Raw genomic sequence first — 19,093 nt, forward strand, 5'->3', positions numbered from 1 at the left:
CGGCTCGTTCAGGCGCAGATCCGTCGTGACGACCGCGGGCAGCGTGAGCGACAGCGTTTCCGCGCCGCCATCCACTTCGCGCGACACCGTAGCCTTGCCGTCTGCAACCACGACCTTCGAAGCAAACGTAGCCTGCGGGAGGTTCGCCAGCGCGGCGAGCATCTGGCCAGTCTGGTTCGAATCGTCGTCGATGGCCTGCTTGCCGAGAATCACCAGTTGCGGCTGTTCCTTGTCGACGAGCGCCTTCAGCAGCTTGGCGACAGCCAACGGCTGCAGGTCTTCGTTCGACTCGAACAGGATCGCGCGATCCGCGCCGATGGCCAGCGCCGTGCGCAGCGTTTCCTGCGCCTGCGTCACGCCCGCGGACACCGCGATGACTTCCGTCGCCACGCCCGCTTCCCTCAGACGCACCGCTTCTTCCACGGCGATTTCGTCGAACGGGTTCATCGACATCTTCACGTTGGCGATGTCGACGCCCGTGCCGTCCGACTTCACGCCGACTTTTACATTCGCATCCACCACGCGTTTCACTGCCACGAGGATTTTCAAACCGTATCTCCTTCCCTTGACGAAACAGCCGACGCGCTTGCGCGTCAGCGACCTTCTCACATCACGATTCCCTGAGTCGGACGCGATGTCGACTCGCGCTTCGAGTGCACTTCCGATTCAGCATAGATCGTATCCCCTACGAAAACCGGACAAGTAAGCATTGCCTTGATCCAGTCAGCCCAACCCAAATGCTCGCTGAGCACCTGCGCAGTTCGCGTTGACCGTCCCAATCCAGACGAGTGAGCCAGAACCTGCATCAATTGGGTGTCAAATCCACTTTTTAACTGGCTGCTGGATATTTGAAAATGGCTTTGACAGGCGCTATTGGGGCCGCGGCACGAGCGCCATGACGTTACGGCCGAGCGCACCGTCCACGAGCAATTCCTGTCCGTTCACGTAGCCCGATCGTTCGCTCGCGAGAAAGAGCACTGCATCGGCAATATCTTGCGGGTCCGCGATTCGCCGAGACGGTACCATCTTCGTGCGAGCGCGCAGCATGGCGGGATCTTCGTAGTAGCGCGCGCTCAACGGTGTGCGCACGAGCCCTGGGCTCACTACGTTGCTGCGAACGCCGTCGTCGGCGAGTTCGACGGCAAGCTGTTGCGCAAGCATCGCGAGCGCCGCCTTGCTCGCACTGTATGCCCCACCCAACGGGATCGGCGAACTTGCCGCAATCGAGGCGACATGGATCATCGAGCCGCTCCCCAAAGCGCGCATTTGCTGGCCGAAAGCCTGCGCGCATAGCAGCGCGCCGGTGAGATTCACTGCGAGCACGCGGTTCCAGTGACCGACATCCAACTCGAGCAACGGGCCTCGTAAAGTGATGGCCGCGTTGTTCACGAGCACATTGCAGCGTCCCAGCGCACGTTCGCTCTCGCGCGCGGCTTCGACCACACTTGTCTTATCCGCGACGTCGCAGTCAATCACGATCGCGTACCCGCCCTCGCTGACGATGCGCCCGGCAATCACCGCGCTTGCCGCGCTGTCTCGGTCGAGCAGCGTCACATGCGCGCCCTCGCGTGCGAGCGCAAGCGCGATTTGCGCGCCGATCCCGCCCGCCGCGCCGGTAACGACGCAAACTTTCTCTTCGAGGTCCAGCCACGACTTGGTATTCATCAATCAGGATTCCTGTTGTTTTATTCGATGCTCACTCATAGTGGCGCCGCCGCGCAATTCTCCCAGCACCGTCGCACCGAGTGCCGTACCATGCACGGACAGATGTGCGCCCAGTTGCACCGCCTGAAGAACCTCCGACGGCGTTGTGCCGCAATCGAGCGCCGCTCGCACGAAGCGGCGCACGCCATCGGGATTGAAAGCGGTGAAGCAGGCATGCAGCGCGATCTGAATGAGGCTGCGCTCCGCATCGTTCAGGCCTTTGCCGGTCGAACCGTGCTCGATAAAATCGAGCAGCACGTCCACATAGGTCTGATCCAGCGTGGCAAGCGTCTGCAGCATGCTTGCGGCCTGCGGGCATAGTCGCTCGATTCGCGTGCGCAGCGCCACATCGATTGACGACATGGCCATTTCCGCCGCTTCCTGCGCGAGTATCGCCGCCGACTGATACACGCATTCGAGCCCCTGCGCGGCGACGAGATGCAGCACGTCGAAGATATCGGCTTCGCTCGCGCCCGCGGCAAACGCGCCCGCCAGATGCGTCCTGAGCCCCGCTGCATACAGATGCGCCGACGAGGCGTCGAGCGCCACATAAATCAGCTCCACCATGCGTGCGGATAGCGGACCATGGCGCGCGGGGTAGGCCGCATAACGCGCGTACTGCTCCAGAAGCGCGGGATGCGCCTGCAGGATCGCTTCGGTCCACGGGCGCCAGTAGCCGCGCGCCTCGACGAATTGCGCCTTCACGCGCGCGCGCATGGCATCGCTTTCGTTCATGCTGTCTCCTTTCTTGTGTGTCCGTTCTGCAAGTCGAAGTTCGCCGCGCAGAACGATGCGGCGCTCACATACCCGCGCGCCATGTTTGTCCGGTGACGAACTGCGCCTGTGCGCCGGCCACGAAATGCACGATCGGTGCAAGCGCGGCAATCTCATGTTGGTCAGCCCGAGCATCGATAGTGAGCGCATTGATGCGCAGCGCACGCGCGCCCCATTCGCAGGCGAGCGTAGCGACCAGCATGCGAGCCGCTCCAGTGTCGCCAGCCGCGCGCCAGTCTGCATTATCTGCGTCGCGTGGAAACAGCAGCGTCAGGCTCGCCCGCTGCCCGTGTTCACGCGCGAAGCGCGCCGCTGCCGCGTGCACGGCGGCAAGGCGATTGCCCGGTTCCGCGCCGAGCGCCGAGCACCGAGGCATCCAGCGTCGCCCGGTACGTTTTTCCTCCGATATCGCAACCCATGCCCGCCCAACGCCGGGCCGCGTCGCCGATTACGTCGAGCTGCAGCGACATGCCGGCGTTGTTGATGATCGCGTCGAGCGCGGGCACGCCCACGGCGAGCGCTGCGATCTGGTCGGGCTGCATCAGGTCGGCCACGCGCACCAGATGCACCGCGCCGCCCGCTGCAGGCAGGCTCGACACGAGCCGATCCAGCGCCTCACCGTTGCGATCGACCAGCACACAGCGCCAGCCGGCCGCCGCGAAACGCTGCGCAGCCGCCCGGCCGATACCAGAGGCCGCGCCGGGGATCAAAACCGTCTTTTCGGCGCTCGAACTCATTGCCTGGCGATCCTATATATTCGTGAAGGTGATACCGCCATCGATCGTCAGCGCCTGGGCCGTGATGAAACCGGCCTCGTCGCTTGCGAGAAACGCGATGCCGCGCGCGATATCCTCCACCACGCCAAGCCGGCCGAGCGGCGTGCGCGCCACGCGCGCCGCATCGCGCTCCATGTTGCGGTTGCGCTGCGTGCCTTCGGTCGGCACGGCCGAGGGGCAAACCGCGTTCACGCGGATACGGCGCGCGCCGAGTTCTGCCGCGGCGGCGCGGGTGATGCCGAGTATTCCCGCCTTGATGCCCGAATACACCACGGAGCTTGCCGCCGAGCGTAGCGCCGCCGTCGAGGCCACGTTGACGATCGCGCCGCCGCGTTCGGCATCCATGACCTCCGTGGCGGCCTGGATGCCCCAGATTGCGGCCTTGAAGCCAATGTCGAGCATACGATCCACCGTCTCGGGCGCGATCTCGGGCACGGCCTGATAGCGCACCCACGCGGCGTTGTTGACGAGCACATCGAAACGCCCGCCATGCTCGCGCGCCGCCTGCACGGCCTCGGTCATGCCTTCGCGCGTGGCGACGTTGCGCACCACGGCAAAGGCCTGGCCGCCTTCCGCGTGAATCTGCGCCACCGTCGCGTCCACAAGTTCTTCTCTCAGATCGTTCACGCCGACGATCGCGCCGCGCGCCGCCAGCGCACGCGCAGTAGCGCGGCCAATCCCGGCGCCCGCGCCGGTGACAAGCGCCACGCGAGCATTCATGTCCTGTTGCATATCTGTCTTCCTCACTGTGCAGCGATGAATTCACAACCCACTTCGCGAGCGAGCCCGCCAGCGCCGAACGACGCATCGAGCTTGCGCACCTCGCGCAGCGAATAGTGCAGCGGCACTTCCCACGTGAAGCCCATGCCGCCATGCAGATGAATAGCCTTTTCGATCACGAATGCCGCGTTCGCGAGCGTGCCCGCCAGCGCGGGCCGCGCGTCACGCACGGCTTCATATTCGTCCGTGGCGATCGAGCGGCGAATCGCGGCGGCCGACGCTTCCTGCACGAGCTTCATGCGCGCGAGCAGATGGCGTACGGCCTGTTTCGCGGAAAGCGGGCGGCCGAACTGGACACGCGTGGACATAAACGCGGCGGCGGATTCGAGCGCTCCGTCGGCCGCGCCATTTGCGAACGCGGCAGCGAGTACCTGCAGATCGCGACGGAGCCCCAAATAAGTGTCGGCGTTCAGCGTCGCGATCATTTCAACGCCGTCGAGCGCGAGCCAGACTTGCGGGCATTCGGGATCGAGCGCGCCATCGGTTTCGTATCTTGCCGAGCTCACGTCCACGAGCGCGCCGCCGCCCTGAGCGTCAGCAACCAGCACCCAATCGCATTCGTTCGCGTGCCGTGCGTGTCCGGCGACTCCCTGCTCCATGCCACCCTGAAGCGCCACAGTGGCGAGTCTTTCACCGCTTACTAGCGCGGCGGCAATCCTGGTGCCCCCGAACGCCTTCGCCAGCGCGATCTGCTCCAGCAAGGGAAAGCGCAGTTGCTGCTTGCCCGCCGCATGAGCGATTGGCACCGCGAAGTCGATGTCGAGGCCAAGGCCGCCATCGTCCTCGCAAGTGCACACGCCAATCAGTCCCGCGTCCGCCAATACGCGCGCTGCGTCGCGCAGCGCGCGCGATTTCGCGTCGTCGATGGGGGCGACGGCGGCCTGTGCGAATTCCTCGGGCTTGAGCCCGTCGTCTCGCATCGTCATATCAGAGATCCTTCGGCAGTTTGAGGATGCGCTGCGCGATCACGTCCATCTGCACCTCGGAAGTGCCGGCATAGATCGTCTCCGCGCGCGAAAACAGGTAGGCATGCGTGAAAGTCTTGCGAGCACGCTGCGCGAGCGGGCTCGATGCGGGACTCACGTGCGCGACCAGAGAAAGCGCAAGGCTCGCGAATTGCTGGTGGCATTCCGACCAGTAGAGCTTGGTGAGCGAGCCTCGTGCGCCCAGCGACTCACCTTCCATCACCTGCCCGACGGTGCGCTCGACGAGCCCCTTGAGCGCGTCGATCTCGCACACCACGTCGCCTATGCGCCGCTGGTAGTAGCCGTCGTCGAGATATTGCGCGAGCAAGGTGTCGGACTTGCAAGCGCTCACGAGCTGGCGCAACTCGCATTCAAATCGCCACGGACGGTACATGCGGTTGGTCGCGCGCTCGATGGAGAGCACGCGGATCGCCGCGCTCCAGCCTTCGTCGGGCGCACCAAGGCGTGCGCTATCGGGCACCACCACATCGTCGAAAAACACTTCGGCGAAGGACTCCTTGCCGTCGATCGACTTGATCGGCACCACGCGAATGCCCGGCGTGCTCATGGGTACGGCAAACATCAGCAGGCCGCGATGCTTGTCGGCCACCGTGCCCGTGCGCGTGAGCAGCAAGCAGTAATGAGCCTTGGCCGCACCGCTCGTCCAGATCTTCTGGCCGTTGATGCGCCATGTGCAGCCTTCCTGCACGGCTTTCGTGCGCAGGCGCGCCAGATCCGAACCGGCATCCGGCTCGGAGAAACCCTGGCACCAGTACTCGCGCATCGCGAGAATCGCGGGCAGGAACGCGCGTTTTTGCTCCTCGGTGCCTACTGCCATGATGATCGGTCCGGCCAGTTCCTTGCCGATCGAGCTGACGCTTTCTGGCATGGGCAGCGCGCCGACCTCCTTGCTCACCGCAAGATGCTCGCGCATGGTGAGGCCGTAGCCGCCGTAGGCCTGCGGCCAGGTCATGCCCGCAAGGCCGGCATGATACATTTGTGCCTCCCAGTCGCGGCATTCGTCGATCGTGGGGGCGCGATAAGCGAGGCTGTCCGTGCGCATATGCTCGGGCAGGTTCGCGCGCAACCAGTCGCGTGCATGCTGGCGATAAACCGCCCGCCCCGCTGCGGGATTGGGCACCGCCGGGCTCTTGTCCATATACATCGTTATCCTCACTGATTGGACGGTGGGTTGCCTGCGGAAATCATGAGCGCGTCGAGTACGACAGCGCCCTCTCCCGCGGGCTTGACCAGAATGGGATTCATGTCGATTTCTGCCACGTCGTCGGCATGGCGGCACGCAAACTCCGAAAGCCGCGCCACGGTGCGCGCCGCTGCGCTGAGGTCGGCCTTCGGCTGGCCTCGCGCCCCGTCTAGCAGCGGGAACATGCGAAGCGAGCGGATCATCTGCAGCGCTTCGGCCTCCGTGACGGGTGCGCGCTGTACAGCCACATCCTTGAGAATTTCCGCATGTATGCCGCCCATGCCCACCATCACAACCGGACCAAAGACGGGATCGCGCGACGCGCCCGCGATCATTTCCACTCCGCCGCGCAGCATGGGCGCGACCAGCACGCCATCGATACGCGCATTCGGCGCAAGCTGCGCCGCGTTGGCGAGCAGGCGCGCATGGGCCGCCCGCACGGCGCCGCCATCGTGCAGGTCCAGCGCCACGCCGCCAATTTCTGTCTTGTGCGCGATGTCCTCCGAAGCGATCTTCAGAACTACGGGGTAACCGATCGAGTCGGCAAAGCGCACCGCTTCGTCGGTGCCCGACACGATCGCTTCCTGCGGTACTTCGATGCCCGCCGCCGCCAATGCGGCCTTGGCGCGATGCTCGTTGCGAAACACCTCGGGATCGATGCGCTCTACTGGCCCCGAGTAGCGCGGTACACTGGCCTGGCCGCGCAGCTTGCCGAGGCGCACGAGCGAAGCGAGACCGCGCGCCGCGGCGTCGATACTGCCGAACACCGGGATGCCGAGCGCATTGATCTGTGCTACAGCGTCGGCGGGGCCGTGACTCACGATCATGAGCAAGCGCTCAGGATGGCTCTTGCGCACTTGAGCGAGCGCGTCGAGGTAGATGCCGCGCAGCCGCGAATTGAATAGCGAGAGCGACATGAAGAGGACGAGCGTGCTGCCGTTCGGTTCATCCAGCAGTGCCGTGAGCATCTTGAGCAGAATGTCGGGGCGGCTCGACATTTGCGCGGACGCATCCACGGGGTTATTCGTGCCGGCCGTGGGCACCGCTTCATTGATGCGCGCGCGCGTGGCAGTCGCGAGCGGCGGCAAGCCAATGCCTGCCTCGGACATCGCGTCCGCCATCATGATGCCGAAGCCGCCCGACGCGGCGACCAGCGTGGCCGTATCCGTTTGCGGCAGGCGCGCAGGCAGCAGCAGCGAAGCCGCGTGGCCCACGTCGAGCATCTCTTCGATCGAGCGCGCGCGCAATGCGCCATGACGGCGGAACACGGCGTCGATCACCGCGTCCGAACCGGCGAGCGCGCCCGTATGTGAAGCGGCCGCGCTTTGACCCTGTTCGGTCGCACCGATCTTCAGCACGATCACAGGCTTGTTGCGCTCGCGCGCGGCTTCGAGCGCGGCAATCAGGCGATCCGCATGGCGGCACGTTTCCATACAGCAGAGAATCACGCGCGTTTCATCGTCATGAGCAAGCGCGGCGATGCCGTCCGCCACGTCGATATCGGCTTCGTTGCCGGTTGCGATGAAGCGGCTCACGCCAAGCCCGCGGCGCGCCACGCATTGCATGGTATGGCTGCCCACGTTGCCCGACTGCGAGACGATGCCCACATGGCCTGCGGGCGGCATGCTCTCTTCGAGCGCAATGGAAAACGAGCCGATGGTGCCGTCGAGCACATTTACAGTGCCAAGACAATTCGGGCCGAGGATGCGCATGCCAGCTTCGCGTGCGATCGAAACGAGTTCTGCCTGAAGCGCCGCACCCTCGGGACCGGTCTCGGCAAAACCCGAGGAGAGCACGATGGCGCCGCGCACGCCGCGCGCGGCACAATCACGCAACGCGTCGGCGGTTGCATTCGCGGGCACCGCGAGAATGGCGAGGTCGGGCGCGGTGGGCGTTTCGCGCACACAAGCGTAGGCTTTCAAGCCCTGGACTTCGCCACCACGCGGATTGACCGGATAGACCGGCCCCGCGTAACCGTATTTGCGCAGCAGATGCACTGGGCGTCCGCCGATCTTGTTGATGTCGTCCGAAGCGCCCACGATGGCGATGCCGCGCGCGTTGAAGAACGCGTCCAGCCCCGCGCCGGGCCGCTGAATTTCACTGGCGTTCATGTTTCAGCGGCCCTTGAAAACGGGTGCGCGCTTTTCGAGGAAGGCAATGCGCGCTTCGCGTGCATCCTCGGTCTTCGAAAGCGCCATCGTGAAGTCCTGCTCGTGACGGTATGCTTCGCGCTGCGGCATCACTTCCACCATGTTGGCCGCGCGCTTTGCGTAGACGATCGCAAGGGGCGCTTTCGAGGCGATCTCGCGCGCAAGCGCCATCGTCACCGGGAGCAACTCGCTCGCAGGCAGCACGTCTTCCAGCACGTTACGGCGCAGGAGGTCGTGCGCGCTCAGGCGTTGGCCCGTGAAGAACATGCGCCGGACCGTGGAGCGGCCAAACAGCGTGCGCAGCATCGAAGCGCCGCCCGCCAGGCCCACGTTGATTTCCGGCATGCCGAAGGTCGCCTCTTGCGACGCGTAATAGATATCGCAGGACGCCATCAAACCGAGCCCCGCGCCGAGCGCCACGCCATTCACAGCAGCAATGACGGGCTTCGCGCATTCTCGGATCGCATTGCCGGTTTCGCGCGTCAAGCGGTTGTGTTCGAGAAAGTCGCCGGCCACTTCGTTATCCGGACGATCGCGCAAATCGGCACCCGCGCAGAACACCTTGCCGATGCCGGTGAGCACGGCGCAGCGAATATCGTCGCGTTCGGATACTTCGTCGAAGGTCGCGATGATCTGGCGGCGCATTTCGCGGTTCAACGCGTTGACCGGCTCGCGCGCCATCGTCACGAGCGCCACGCCATCGGCCACTTCGAGCCGCACCATACGATCGCTCATGCTCGCGCTCCCTTGTTCGAATGTGCAATGGGCGCGACGGCGCGCGCGGCCCGCAGTGGGGCTTCGAATTTCATCTGCATGATTGCCTCCTCGTGTTCTCGACTCCATGCCGGTTGCCGCGCTAGCGAGCCGGACATTGGCATGGGCTCCTGCGAACCGATTATATGGACGGACCACTCCTGCGATTTCCGCCGAAATCGTTGGATGTGTCCTGCAAAAACTCGTGCTATTCGCAGGAATGGAGGCGATTTACGATGCGCAGAGTCGTGCACGGACACGGCGGGATGTGTCGCGCGCGTCCGGCTGGCTTCGCGTTTCTGCACTCCGCAATTACCCTGATTCGAATGGATGATTCTGCTTCATGGCAATCGAAATCGAGCGCATCACGACGATTACGGCAGCACTTGGCGAGTGCCCGGTGTGGGACGCCGCGCAGGCAAGCCTGTGGTTCATCGACAGCAGAAAGGGACGGATTTACCGCGTCGATCCGCAGACGGACGCGAGCACGCACTACGACGTGCCACCGCCTGCCGGTTCGTTCGCGTTGAATGACGACGGCAATTTGATCGTCGCGCTCAAGGAAGCCATCGCGCTGCTCGATACGGCAAGCGGCGAGTGCCGCTCGCTTGCGCACATCGAGGCCAGCCATGCGAACCTGCGGCTCAACGATGGCGCGGCGATGCGCGACGGCAGCTTCGTCGTGGGCACTATGCACATCTACCGCGAGAATGGTGAAGCGCCGCTAGGCGGCATATACCGGCTGCAATGCGACGGCGCGCTGGTCAAGCTCGATGGTGGAATTGGCGTGGCAAACGGGCCGGCCGAGCATCCAGTGAATGGCCGCTTTCATATTGCAGACAGTGCAGCGAAAACCATCTGGTCTTACGTTATTGAAAGCGACGGCGCGCTGGGCGAGCGCCGCGCGTTCGTGAATACCGAAGCGCTGGGCTCCGCTCCCGACGGCTGCTGCTTCGACGCACAAGGCGGTTTGTGGACCGCGCTCGTGCACGCGAGCGCAATCGCGCGCTTCGACGAGCAAGGCCGCATGACCGATCGCATTGACTTGCCGCTCGCGCATCCCGCGTCGCTCTGCTTTGGCGGCCCGCTGCTCGACGATATTTACGTGACGTCGATTACCGATAGCGGCCGGCTGCGCGCGAGCGGCGAACTCGACGGCGCGCTGCTGCGCCTGCGCGGAGCGGGCTACCGCGGCGCGCCGCGCTTTACGTGCCGCATACGCGCCGCGTGAGATACGGCGCGTCCTTGCGCAACCTTACGCGCTCAAAGCGCCAGCGCGTCGCCGTAAGCGGAAAAGCGCAATTCCTTGCCCGACACGTGCGCCGCAATGAAGTCCAGAAACAGGCGGATTTTCGCGGGAATCATGGGCGTGTCGAGTATGGTGGCGTACATCCCGTCCTCAAACGACGTATTACTCACTCGATATTGCGGCATGAGCCGCACGAGCCGCCCGCTCGCGATATCGTGATGCACGGTGTAATCGTCGAGCAGTGCAATGCCTTCGCCAAGCCGTGCGAATTCCAGCAGGGCGATGCCGTTGTTGCTGACATGGCGCGGCTTGAAGGCTACCTCTTCCACCGCTTCGTCCTGCTTGAAGCGCCAGATGTAGTTATCGCCGGGCAGCGTATAGGCGAGGCATTCGTGCGTGGCGATCTGCTCCGGCGTTTCGGGTAGCGTGTGCGCCGCCAGGTAGCCTGGCGAGGCCACGAGATAGCGTTCGCTCTTGAAGAGAATGCGCCGCTTGAGCCCCGCTTCCACGGGCGGCGCAATGCGAAAGTCTATATCGATCTGCTGGCGACGCAAGTCGGCTTTCGATTCGCCAAGAATCAATTCGACATGGATGTCCGGGTATTGCCGGCGAAATTCGGCAATGAGTGGCGGCAGCACGCCGAGGCCGAACATCATACGCGAATGCACGCGCAAGGTTCCCATGGGCGCGGCGCTAATGGCCGTGATGCTGCTCTGCGCCGCGCTGATGCTCCAGAGAATGCCCTCCAGATGCCGCGCATATTCCTGCCCCGCCTCGGTCAGCACGACCTGGCGCGTGGAGCGCAGCAGCAGCTTGACGTTCAGCTCGCTTTCGAACTCCGTGATCATGCGAGAAACCGAGGTGGCGGAAACCCCGAACTTGCGCGCGGTTTCCGAAAAGCTCTCTGTTCGTGAAATAGAGAGAAACAGCTCCATCGCACGAAGTCGATCCATGATTCCTCCAGTTCTTGCAGTACAGAACGCATGTTTTACGTTATTCCTGATAATAACATGGCGAATCTAGAATTCCTCTTAAGCCCTTTGGGTTTTATAAAGAGAGAGGAGCACTATGGAATTCGGCGTTTTCATCCTGGCCCAGCAACGGGGCTATCATCAGACTTCGCAGCAAGTCATCGGCAATTCGATCGAGCAAACGGTTGTTGCGGAACAGGCCGGATTCGACACCGCCTGGTATGCGGAACACCACTTCAACAACTATTCGCTTTCGCCGTCGCCGCTCATGACGGTGGCGCACGCGGCCGGTAAGACGAAGCGCATTCGTCTCGGCACGGCGGTCTGCATTCTGCCGCTTTATCACCCGGCGCGTTTTCTCGCTGAAGTCGGTTTCGTCGATACCGTATCGAACGGCCGCCTCGACCTTGGGGTCGGCTCGGGTTATCAGGAATTCGAATTCGAACGCTTTGGCGTAGACATTGCCGAATCGGGAGCGATCTTCAATGAGTTCCTCGACGTGATTCCCAAGGGGCTCACGCAAAAGATCTTCGAGCACGACGGCAAGTATCTGAAGATTCCGCCCAGCTCGATCGCCGTGCGCTGCATTCAGGAGCCCATGCCGCCAATGTGGATCACTTCCGGCAATCCCGTCACACTTGGGCGGGGCGTGCGCGAGAACCACAATCTGTTCGTGACCGCGCTGCTCAACGGCACGGACGCCATCGCGAACTTGCGCGGCCGGCTCGAAAAAGTTGCCGCTGAAAACGGCAAGGACCTCGACCGCGACGTCAAGTTCGGCTTCCTGCGCTGCGGCTATGCCTCGGACAACAAGGCCGAAGTGGATGCGTACCTGGATTGCGCACGCTTTCAACGCCGCATTTCGGAAAGCCTCAAATATCGCCGCGCACATTCCGAAGACGGCTACATGGTGAAGGAGGAGCCTTCGCCCACCGACCTGAGCTTCGAACAGTTGCGCAAGAATCTGCCCGTGGGTTCGGTCAACGAGGTGATCGACAAGATGCTCGAGGAGATCAGCATTCTGCGTCCGAAGCATATTGCCCTGCAGACCCAGCTTGGCGACTTCGATCAGGAGACCATGCTCAAGCAGATCGAGTTGTGGGGCGAGAAGATCATTCCGGCCATCCGCAAGGAAGTGGGCCAGTTGACCACGACGGTCTGAGGAGGCAGCCATGCGTCTGCACCTGACCAACGCGGGGGCGATCACGTTACTCGATGCGTCGAACTTCAAGAAACTCGACGTGCTCGTTGACCCGCAGCCACGCGAGCGGCTCGACCAGGCCGTTGCGCGCATTGGCCGGCGCGACGGCGATGATCATATTCTGCTTGCGCCTTCCGTGCTGCGATTTCTCTCAGGGCACGCGGGCGATGCAATCTGGGAAGCGGGCTTCACGGGCATGATCGACTACGCGGCGCGCTTTGGCTGGGTGAACGAGCGCGGCGAAATCCGCGCGCACATCACGCTCAACGACAGCGACGAAGTCATTTCGCTAGCTGACTTCAAGGCCGCGATGCGCGCCCTGCCCGCGGGCATCAGCGCGATCACGACCGGCAGCGGCGAAGCCGTGGCGGGCATGATCGTCTCGAGCCTCACGTCGATCTCGGCCGAGCCGCCGCTCGCGGGCTTTTTCGTGAACCAGTCGTCGTCCATGCGCGCGCCGCTCATGGCTAGTGGCCGCTTTGTCGCCAATATTCTGGGCGAGGACCATGGGCCGGTCATGGCCAGGTTCCTGGGTGCACCGCAAGGACCGCAGCGCTTTAGCGAAGGCTGCTGGAGCGAAGGCCAGCATGGCCTGCCTGTGCTCACGAACGCGCTCGCGAGCCTCGAATGCGATATCGTCTGCACGCAGCCACTCGGCACGCACGATTTCGTAGTCGGCAAGATTCGCAAGACAGCCAATCGCGAAGCCAATCCGATGGTCAATTTCAACGCCTCGACTCACAAGCTCGTGCAGCTCGCCTTGCATTGAGCCGGTTCTCCACGTTGTTTCTTGCGCCGCTGATTCAAGCGGCGCTTTTCTTTTTGCCCGTCGTTCTTTCGCGGCGCGGTCAAAATGAACGCTGCATCGCCTTCTAAAGTCCGCTCACAAAAGCAACTGGCCGCTGACCGGCGGCAACCGGACAGCGGCCATAAAGCGCTTCAGGCGAAAAGGGCGTCTTTGATCAGAAGCGCTGGATTATGCCTACGCGCCCGACAAACTGATGATTTGTGCTGGAGGGCGTCATTAACTCGATGCTGGCAACAGCCGGTTGACCAAGCGAGTCAGTGCCCGATGCGGCTTGATACACGCCGAAGAAGTACAGCTCAGTGCGCTTGGAGAGGAAGTACTGCACCGCGAAAATGCCCTGATGATACGTGGCCGAACCATTGCCGCCCGCGCCGCCGCCATGCGTGTACGTATAAGCGCCGCCGACCAGCAGTGCGGGCGTGGCGAGGTACGAAACGGTGGCGGTGGCCGTATTGAAGATGGCCGTGCCGCTGTAGTGAAACGGGTTGGGGCCGGCGTTGAGATCGCCCAGCTTGTCGAACGCCGAATGGCTGAACGTGGCGGCGAGGGTAGTCTGTCCGTACTTGTAGCTCGTGCCCGCCGAATAGATCTCGTACGTATGCGCGGAGGAATAGCCCGCGTAGATCGGATTGGATTGCGCCGTCGTGAGCGAACCGGCCGAGCCCATGTTATTCGTGGTCGGGCCGCCATTGTTCGGGCTATTGCCGAACGAGGAAAGGTTCGGATCGCGCGCGTTGAAGTAGCCGAGGGCCGCGGAAAATCCGCCGATCGCGTAGTTCGCGCCGAGCGCCCATACCTGGCTGCGCGTAAAGTCGCCGGCTTGGCCGCCCAGCGAATACATGCTGCCGAAGGTGAAGCCGCGATAGTTCTGACTCAGGTATTTGATGGCGTTGTTTACGCGGCGAGTGTGGCCAAGTCCGTCCACGTCACCGGGCACGGCACCCGAAATGCCCGCGATGAGGGCCGGCGAATAATTCGCCACGAAGTCCGATTGCGTGTCGTACTGGCGGCCGAACATGACTGTGCCGAGCGTGTTGCTGCTCAACCCAACGAAAGCCTGGCGGCCGAACATGGCGCCGCCTTGCGCGATGGCGCCGTTGACAATGTTGTAGCCGTTTTCAAGCGTGAAGATCGCCGAAAGCCCGCCGCCCAGATCCTCCGATCCCTTCAAGCCCCAGCGGCTGCCGCCATAGCCGCGCGTCGCACCGTCGCTCATGTTGACTTGCGATTTGCCTTTGAGCGAACCGTCGGCATTGCGGCCCGTTTGCGCGTTTGTCGAATAGTTGATGCCGAGATCGATCAGCCCGTACAGCGTGACAGAACTCTGCGCATGCACATTCGCCGCTGCAAGTGCGACGACCGACCCGACCCAAAAGTGACTCTTCTTCATGACGTCTCCAGAATTGGATTCTTTTATATATGTATTAGTTTGCAATCCGAACTTTATGATGAGGCTTTATATTGAAACAACAGGCGACTGCATCCCTCCACGAGATTTTCAAAAGCGTGTGGCGCGCGCTTGGCTAATGCGCGCCGCGTCAGGTCACACCACGCCCCGGCTCGCAAGTTCGCCGATGCGCTCGGGGCTATAGCCCAGCACGCCTTGCAGCACGTCGCGCGTGCCCTCGCCCAGTTGCGGCGGCGCGTGTCGCACGGGCAAGCGCTCCCCATCGAAGCGCCATGGTGGCGCGAGCACGGGCGTCGTGCCCGACTCGGTATACGGATGCGGCTGGGTCGTCACGAGCCCCGCCTCGGTGGCGCGCGGCGACAGCAGGGCTTCGCGCAAGCCCGCCACTTCGCCGCATGGAATGCCGGCGCCCGTAAGCTTGTCGAGCAGCGCGGCGCGTTTTTCACCTGCGATCGCGCGGCGAATGTCGGGCAGCAGCGCCGCGCGGTTTTGCGAACGCAGGATATTGGTTTTGAAGCGTACGTCCTCGGCAAGTTCTGGGCGGCGCAACACTTCGCGACAAAAGCGCTCATACTGGCCGTTGTTGCCCACCGCCACCACAAGCGGGCCATCGGCCGCTTCGAATACACCATATGGCACGATAGACGGATGCTCGTTGCCAAAGCGCGGCGGATCTTCGCCCGCCACAAGCGCTTCGAGTCCGTAATAGGCCGTGATCATGAGCCCGCAGTCGAACAGCGCCATTTCGATGTGGTGCCCGTTGCCGCCGCGCTCGCGCTCGTAAAGCGCCGCGAGAATGGCCTGGGCCGAATACATGCCGGTGAAAAGATCGACGGCTGCGATGCCGAATTTGAGCGGCGGCCGTTCGGCTTCGCCATTCAGCGCCATCAATCCGGCTTCGCCCTGCACGAGCAGATCGTAGCCGGGACGCTCCGCCTCGGGGCCGGCGCGGTCGTAACCGGAAATAGAGCAATACACGAGCTTGCTGTTTTCTTTTTTCAACTGCTCGTAACCGAGGCCGAGTTTTTCGGCCCCGCCATATTTGAAATTCTGAATGACGACATCGGAGGTCTGCGCAATTTCTCGCGCGATCTGTTGGCCTTCTGGCGTTTGCAGATCGAGTGTGAGCGAGCGCTTGTTGCGGTTCACGCTATTGAAATAGGCCGTTTCCGTGCGGCCGATGCGCAAGCCCCAGTCGCGCGTGTCGTCACCGCGCCCGGGATGCTCGACCTTGATGATTTCCGCACCGAGGTCGCCGAGCACCATGGCGCACCACGGTCCGGCCAGCACACGCGATAGATCGAGCACGCGCACGCCGGCAAGCGGCAGCGCCCTGTTTTCTGGAGCCATTGAAACTTTCCTCATTGCATTGCGCGAGACGAAACGGGCCCCGGCACGCGGCGCGCCGTGTGCCCGTTCGTCCATCTGTGGGTGGGTTCAGCGACCGCGCACGCTCTGGCGCGGCCTCATGGGGTTCCGCGCAGGCGTGACTGGCGCGGCACTCAATACTCTCAGTGTTGTGAGGCCGCCGGCGTACCCGCCACGAGTTCCGCTCGGCGCAGGTGCGGCGCGTGACGTCCAAGCACGAGTAGCGCGCCCGCGGCGATCAGCGAAGGCACGGCGAGCAGGCCGAAAATGGCCGAGAACTCCCAGTTCAGGCTCAGCAGGAATGCGCCGCCGAAGGTGCCCGCCACGGCGCCGAGACGCCCGATCGCCAGCATCCACGCACAACCGGTCACGCGGCTCGTGGTCGGATAGAACTGGGTGGCGAGCGTGGACATCGAAGAAGCCGCGCCCGAAAGCGTGAGGCCGGTGGCGACGATCAGCAGCGTGAGACTCGCGTCGTGCGCCACGTTACGACCGATGATGAGGACCACGAGCGCCGTGAGCGTATAGAACAGCGCGATCACTCGCACCGGGCTCATGCGATCCATCAGCCAGCCCGTGAAAAGAATGCCCACGCACGCACCCAAATGGAACCAGGCGGACGTGGCGGCGTATTGCGGCAACGAGAAGCCCGAGGCTTTAAGCAGTGTCGGCATCCAGTTGTTGATGAGATACAACACCACGAGGCACATGAAATAGGCCACCCACAGCATGATCGTGCCCACCGCGTACTTGCGCGAAAGCAACTCGAGCACCGGCGAGCGCCTGACGTGCTCGCGCGGTGCATGCGCCTCGCTCACGAACACGCAGCCGTCTAGGCGCGCGTTGGGCGCGAGACGCCGCAGCGCGTGCGCGATGCGTTCCGTGGGCTTGCCGCGCGACACCATGAATTTCACCGATTCCGGCAGGAATGCGAGCAGCAGGCACGCGAGCAGGATCGGCGCGACTCCGCCCACGAGCAGCACGCTGCGCCAGCCGAATGCGGGAATCAGCCAGCCTGAGAGCACGCCGCCTACGGTGTTGCCGGCTGCAAAGCCAACCAGCATCCCGTTGACGGCCAGGCCGCGAATGCGCGCCGGCACGAACTCGGACATCAGCGTCGCCGTGTTGGGGATCGCCGCGCCCAGGCCGACGCCCGTGAGAAAGCGCATGACGGTGAGCGCATCCATCGAGGTAGCGAAGGCCGCCGCCGTGCTCCACACGCCGAAGAACGCCACGGAGCCGATCAGCACGCTGCGGCGGCCAATGCGGTCGGCGATCGGGCTCACCAGCAGCGCCCCCACGCCGATGCCAACGAGCGTCGCGCTCAAAACGGGCCCGAGCGAGGTGCGCGGCACGTGCCAGTCCTGCGCGAGTGTGGGCGCGATGAGGCCCATCGCGCCGGTATCGAGGCCATCGAGTGCAATGGTGAGAAAGCACAGCACGAACAGCATGCAGTGGAAGAGCGAAAAATGCTGATCGTCGATGAATGCCTGGACGTCAACGGTGCGTCCGCTTTCGAGTGCCTGGCTCATCGCGCCCCCCCACCCGTCCTGCCTGCGCTCCGGCCAATGCACAACCGGGGAATGCTCTGATTGCCGCTGCCGATCCTCTTCATACCGTTTTGTCTCCGTTGAGTTATATCCACGCGCACATCGCGTTTTAAACCAGGCAATGCGCAGCCAGAGTACGAGCTGCTTTGGCTCGTTTTTTGTTCCGCTCTTACGTGCGTCTCGCTCACCTTTCACGTGACGCCGCGCGTGCGCGGCGCTTTTTGCATGCTTCTATCGGTGTTTTCCGCCGTCGACTCACGCGCCGTTGTTCTCGCATCGATTCGAACGATCGTTTTCTAAACGCCATGCGTTGCACGAATCTCTTGCGGTTCGATTATATGGATCGAGTGCTGCGCCGATTTCGTCGAAATAAGCGGATGTGTCCTGCGAAAATCGACATATTCGCGCGGTTTTCAGGGGAATCTAAGGGATAGAGGCATCACCTCAAGCACGCTGGCCATGTCGGCAAGCTGCTGCGCGCCGGCGAGCAGCAACAGATCGGTGCAGCACCGGCTAGCTGTTCCTCGCCTGAGCGATGATCACCGGGATGTCTCCGGGCAACTCGCGCGCGAGCCCGAACACGACGAAGCGGCCTGACTCGGCATGCGCGGCGATTACGTCAGGCAAATACGGGAAGCCGAAGATCGGGTAGCGCACATCGAGTTCGCAGTAAATCGCGGCGGGAACGAGTCCCACCATGAGGCAACTCCAGTAGCGCTATCTGCGCTTACTCAGCGCACTGATCCATCTGTTGATGGCGCGCGGAGAGGGCCGCAGCGCGGGCCTGGCCGCCGCAGTCTTCGGCCAGCCGACTGCAACCTGTGCATGTCGTCGGAACGCCGCGGTTCCTTTATTCCGCAGCGCGAATAGCCTGTCTTTCAAACAGGCATATTCACCGCCCCGGTCTCTTCGTCCCGTGACACCCAATCCTCCGGCAACCGCTGCCTGCACGCCGATCAGATTGCTGGCCGTGCACGCAACCGTCCATTCCCGGCGAGCCAGACCAGGGGTTCGCGCCAGATCACCCGCCCGCGATGAGCCGAGCCCTCGCGCTTGCGCCTTGCAAACACCGCGTCGAGAAGCCTTCAGGTGATTCGAAGATCCCGGAACGCATCAAGCAACATGGGACACGAACTCGTCGTGCTCAAGACGGATCTCGCAGACGATGCCCCCCGTCAATAAGGGCTGAGGTTTACCCACAGATGGGAGTCATTCGTTTTGCCTGAAGATGCGATACATTTCGGTGACTTCATGTAGGGCGAGAAAGCCGCGCCATATAACGGTTGGGCCGGGCGGGCGATCATGCTTGCGTGCGAGATAGCCCCCGAGCCTGGCGATCCACTGCACGACTTGCGACAGCGATGGAGGATCGGTGGGCGGCTTGGTCGTGCTGTGCACGCGGCAATACAGTGCGCGCCACTCGAGAGGTTCA

At 63.2% G+C, this 19,093-nt stretch carries 19 protein-coding genes; 3 read left to right on the plus strand and 16 right to left on the minus strand.

Annotated elements, in window-relative coordinates; genetic code table 11:
* The 10 genes from M3I56_RS38365 to M3I56_RS38415 all read right to left on the minus strand — a co-directional run.
* Positions 1–549: electron transfer flavoprotein subunit beta/FixA family protein (locus M3I56_RS38365; protein WP_254358371.1), on the minus strand; the 549-nt coding region annotated here is incomplete at its 3' end.
* A 321-nt stretch (positions 550–870) separates the two neighbouring features.
* Complete coding sequence (locus M3I56_RS38375; RefSeq protein ID WP_254358372.1) at positions 871–1,665, minus strand: SDR family NAD(P)-dependent oxidoreductase; 795 nt, start codon at positions 1,663–1,665, stop codon at positions 871–873.
* A 3-nt stretch (positions 1,666–1,668) separates the two neighbouring features.
* Positions 1,669–2,439 (minus strand): carboxymuconolactone decarboxylase family protein, encoded by a 771-nt coding sequence (locus tag M3I56_RS38380; protein WP_254358373.1) that lies wholly within the window; start codon positions 2,437–2,439, stop codon positions 1,669–1,671.
* Between the two features lie 64 nt (positions 2,440–2,503).
* Positions 2,504–2,680 (minus strand): hypothetical protein, encoded by a 177-nt coding sequence (locus M3I56_RS38385; protein WP_254358374.1) that lies wholly within the window; start codon positions 2,678–2,680, stop codon positions 2,504–2,506.
* Between the two features lie 91 nt (positions 2,681–2,771).
* Positions 2,772–3,215 (minus strand): SDR family NAD(P)-dependent oxidoreductase, encoded by a 444-nt coding sequence (locus M3I56_RS38390; RefSeq protein WP_254358375.1) that lies wholly within the window; start codon positions 3,213–3,215, stop codon positions 2,772–2,774.
* Between the two features lie 12 nt (positions 3,216–3,227).
* A complete protein-coding gene (locus M3I56_RS38395; protein WP_254358376.1) occupies positions 3,228–3,986 on the minus strand; it encodes an SDR family NAD(P)-dependent oxidoreductase in 759 nt (252 codons plus the stop codon).
* Between the two features lie 11 nt (positions 3,987–3,997).
* Positions 3,998–4,960 (minus strand): acyl-CoA dehydrogenase family protein, encoded by a 963-nt coding sequence (locus tag M3I56_RS38400; RefSeq protein WP_254358377.1) that lies wholly within the window; start codon positions 4,958–4,960, stop codon positions 3,998–4,000.
* Position 4,961: 1 nt separating this feature from the next.
* A complete protein-coding gene (locus M3I56_RS38405) occupies positions 4,962–6,158 on the minus strand; it encodes an acyl-CoA dehydrogenase family protein (RefSeq protein WP_254358378.1) in 1,197 nt (398 codons plus the stop codon).
* Between the two features lie 14 nt (positions 6,159–6,172).
* Positions 6,173–8,314 (minus strand): acetate--CoA ligase family protein, encoded by a 2,142-nt coding sequence (locus M3I56_RS38410; RefSeq protein ID WP_254358379.1) that lies wholly within the window; start codon positions 8,312–8,314, stop codon positions 6,173–6,175.
* 3 nt (positions 8,315–8,317) lie between these two features.
* The gene (locus M3I56_RS38415) at positions 8,318–9,088 is read right to left on the minus strand and encodes an enoyl-CoA hydratase/isomerase family protein (RefSeq protein WP_254358380.1); all 771 of its coding nucleotides are present in this window, start codon (positions 9,086–9,088) and stop codon (positions 8,318–8,320) included.
* 361 nt (positions 9,089–9,449) lie between these two features.
* Between M3I56_RS38415 and M3I56_RS38420 the strand changes: the two genes are divergently transcribed.
* Positions 9,450–10,337 carry an SMP-30/gluconolactonase/LRE family protein gene (locus tag M3I56_RS38420; RefSeq protein ID WP_254358381.1) on the plus strand — a complete coding sequence of 296 codons (888 nt, stop codon included), beginning with the start codon at positions 9,450–9,452 and terminating at the stop codon, positions 10,335–10,337.
* Between the two features lie 32 nt (positions 10,338–10,369).
* Here the strand turns inward: M3I56_RS38420 and M3I56_RS38425 are convergent, their stop codons facing one another.
* Positions 10,370–11,308, minus strand: coding sequence for a LysR family transcriptional regulator (locus M3I56_RS38425; protein WP_254358382.1), 939 nt, complete (start codon positions 11,306–11,308; stop codon positions 10,370–10,372).
* A gap of 115 nt (positions 11,309–11,423) precedes the next feature.
* On the opposite strand from M3I56_RS38425, the gene M3I56_RS38430 reads away from it, so the two are divergent.
* Positions 11,424–12,488, plus strand: coding sequence for an LLM class flavin-dependent oxidoreductase (locus tag M3I56_RS38430; protein ID WP_254358383.1), 1,065 nt, complete (start codon positions 11,424–11,426; stop codon positions 12,486–12,488).
* Between the two features lie 10 nt (positions 12,489–12,498).
* A complete protein-coding gene (locus M3I56_RS38435; protein WP_254358384.1) occupies positions 12,499–13,296 on the plus strand; it encodes a flavin reductase family protein in 798 nt (265 codons plus the stop codon).
* Between the two features lie 193 nt (positions 13,297–13,489).
* On the opposite strand, the gene M3I56_RS38440 is transcribed toward M3I56_RS38435, so the two are convergent.
* From M3I56_RS38440 to M3I56_RS38460, 5 genes are all read right to left on the minus strand, one after another.
* Positions 13,490–14,725: a porin gene (locus tag M3I56_RS38440; RefSeq protein ID WP_254358385.1), complete on the minus strand. Its 1,236-nt coding sequence runs from the start codon at positions 14,723–14,725 to the stop codon at positions 13,490–13,492.
* 153 nt (positions 14,726–14,878) lie between these two features.
* A complete protein-coding gene (locus M3I56_RS38445; protein WP_254358386.1) occupies positions 14,879–16,093 on the minus strand; it encodes a CaiB/BaiF CoA-transferase family protein in 1,215 nt (404 codons plus the stop codon).
* Between the two features lie 161 nt (positions 16,094–16,254).
* A complete protein-coding gene (locus tag M3I56_RS38450; protein ID WP_254358387.1) occupies positions 16,255–17,643 on the minus strand; it encodes an MFS transporter in 1,389 nt (462 codons plus the stop codon).
* Positions 17,644–18,174: 531 nt separating this feature from the next.
* Positions 18,175–18,360 (minus strand): hypothetical protein, encoded by a 186-nt coding sequence (locus M3I56_RS38455; RefSeq protein WP_254358388.1) that lies wholly within the window; start codon positions 18,358–18,360, stop codon positions 18,175–18,177.
* Positions 18,361–18,870: 510 nt separating this feature from the next.
* Positions 18,871–19,093, minus strand: a 223-nt coding sequence (locus M3I56_RS38460; protein ID WP_302057185.1) for an IS4 family transposase, incomplete at its 5' end; no start/stop codon positions are given.

It is taken from the genome of Paraburkholderia sp. CNPSo 3281 (assembly GCF_024206515.1).
Lineage (GTDB): Bacteria > Pseudomonadota > Gammaproteobacteria > Burkholderiales > Burkholderiaceae > Paraburkholderia > Paraburkholderia nodosa.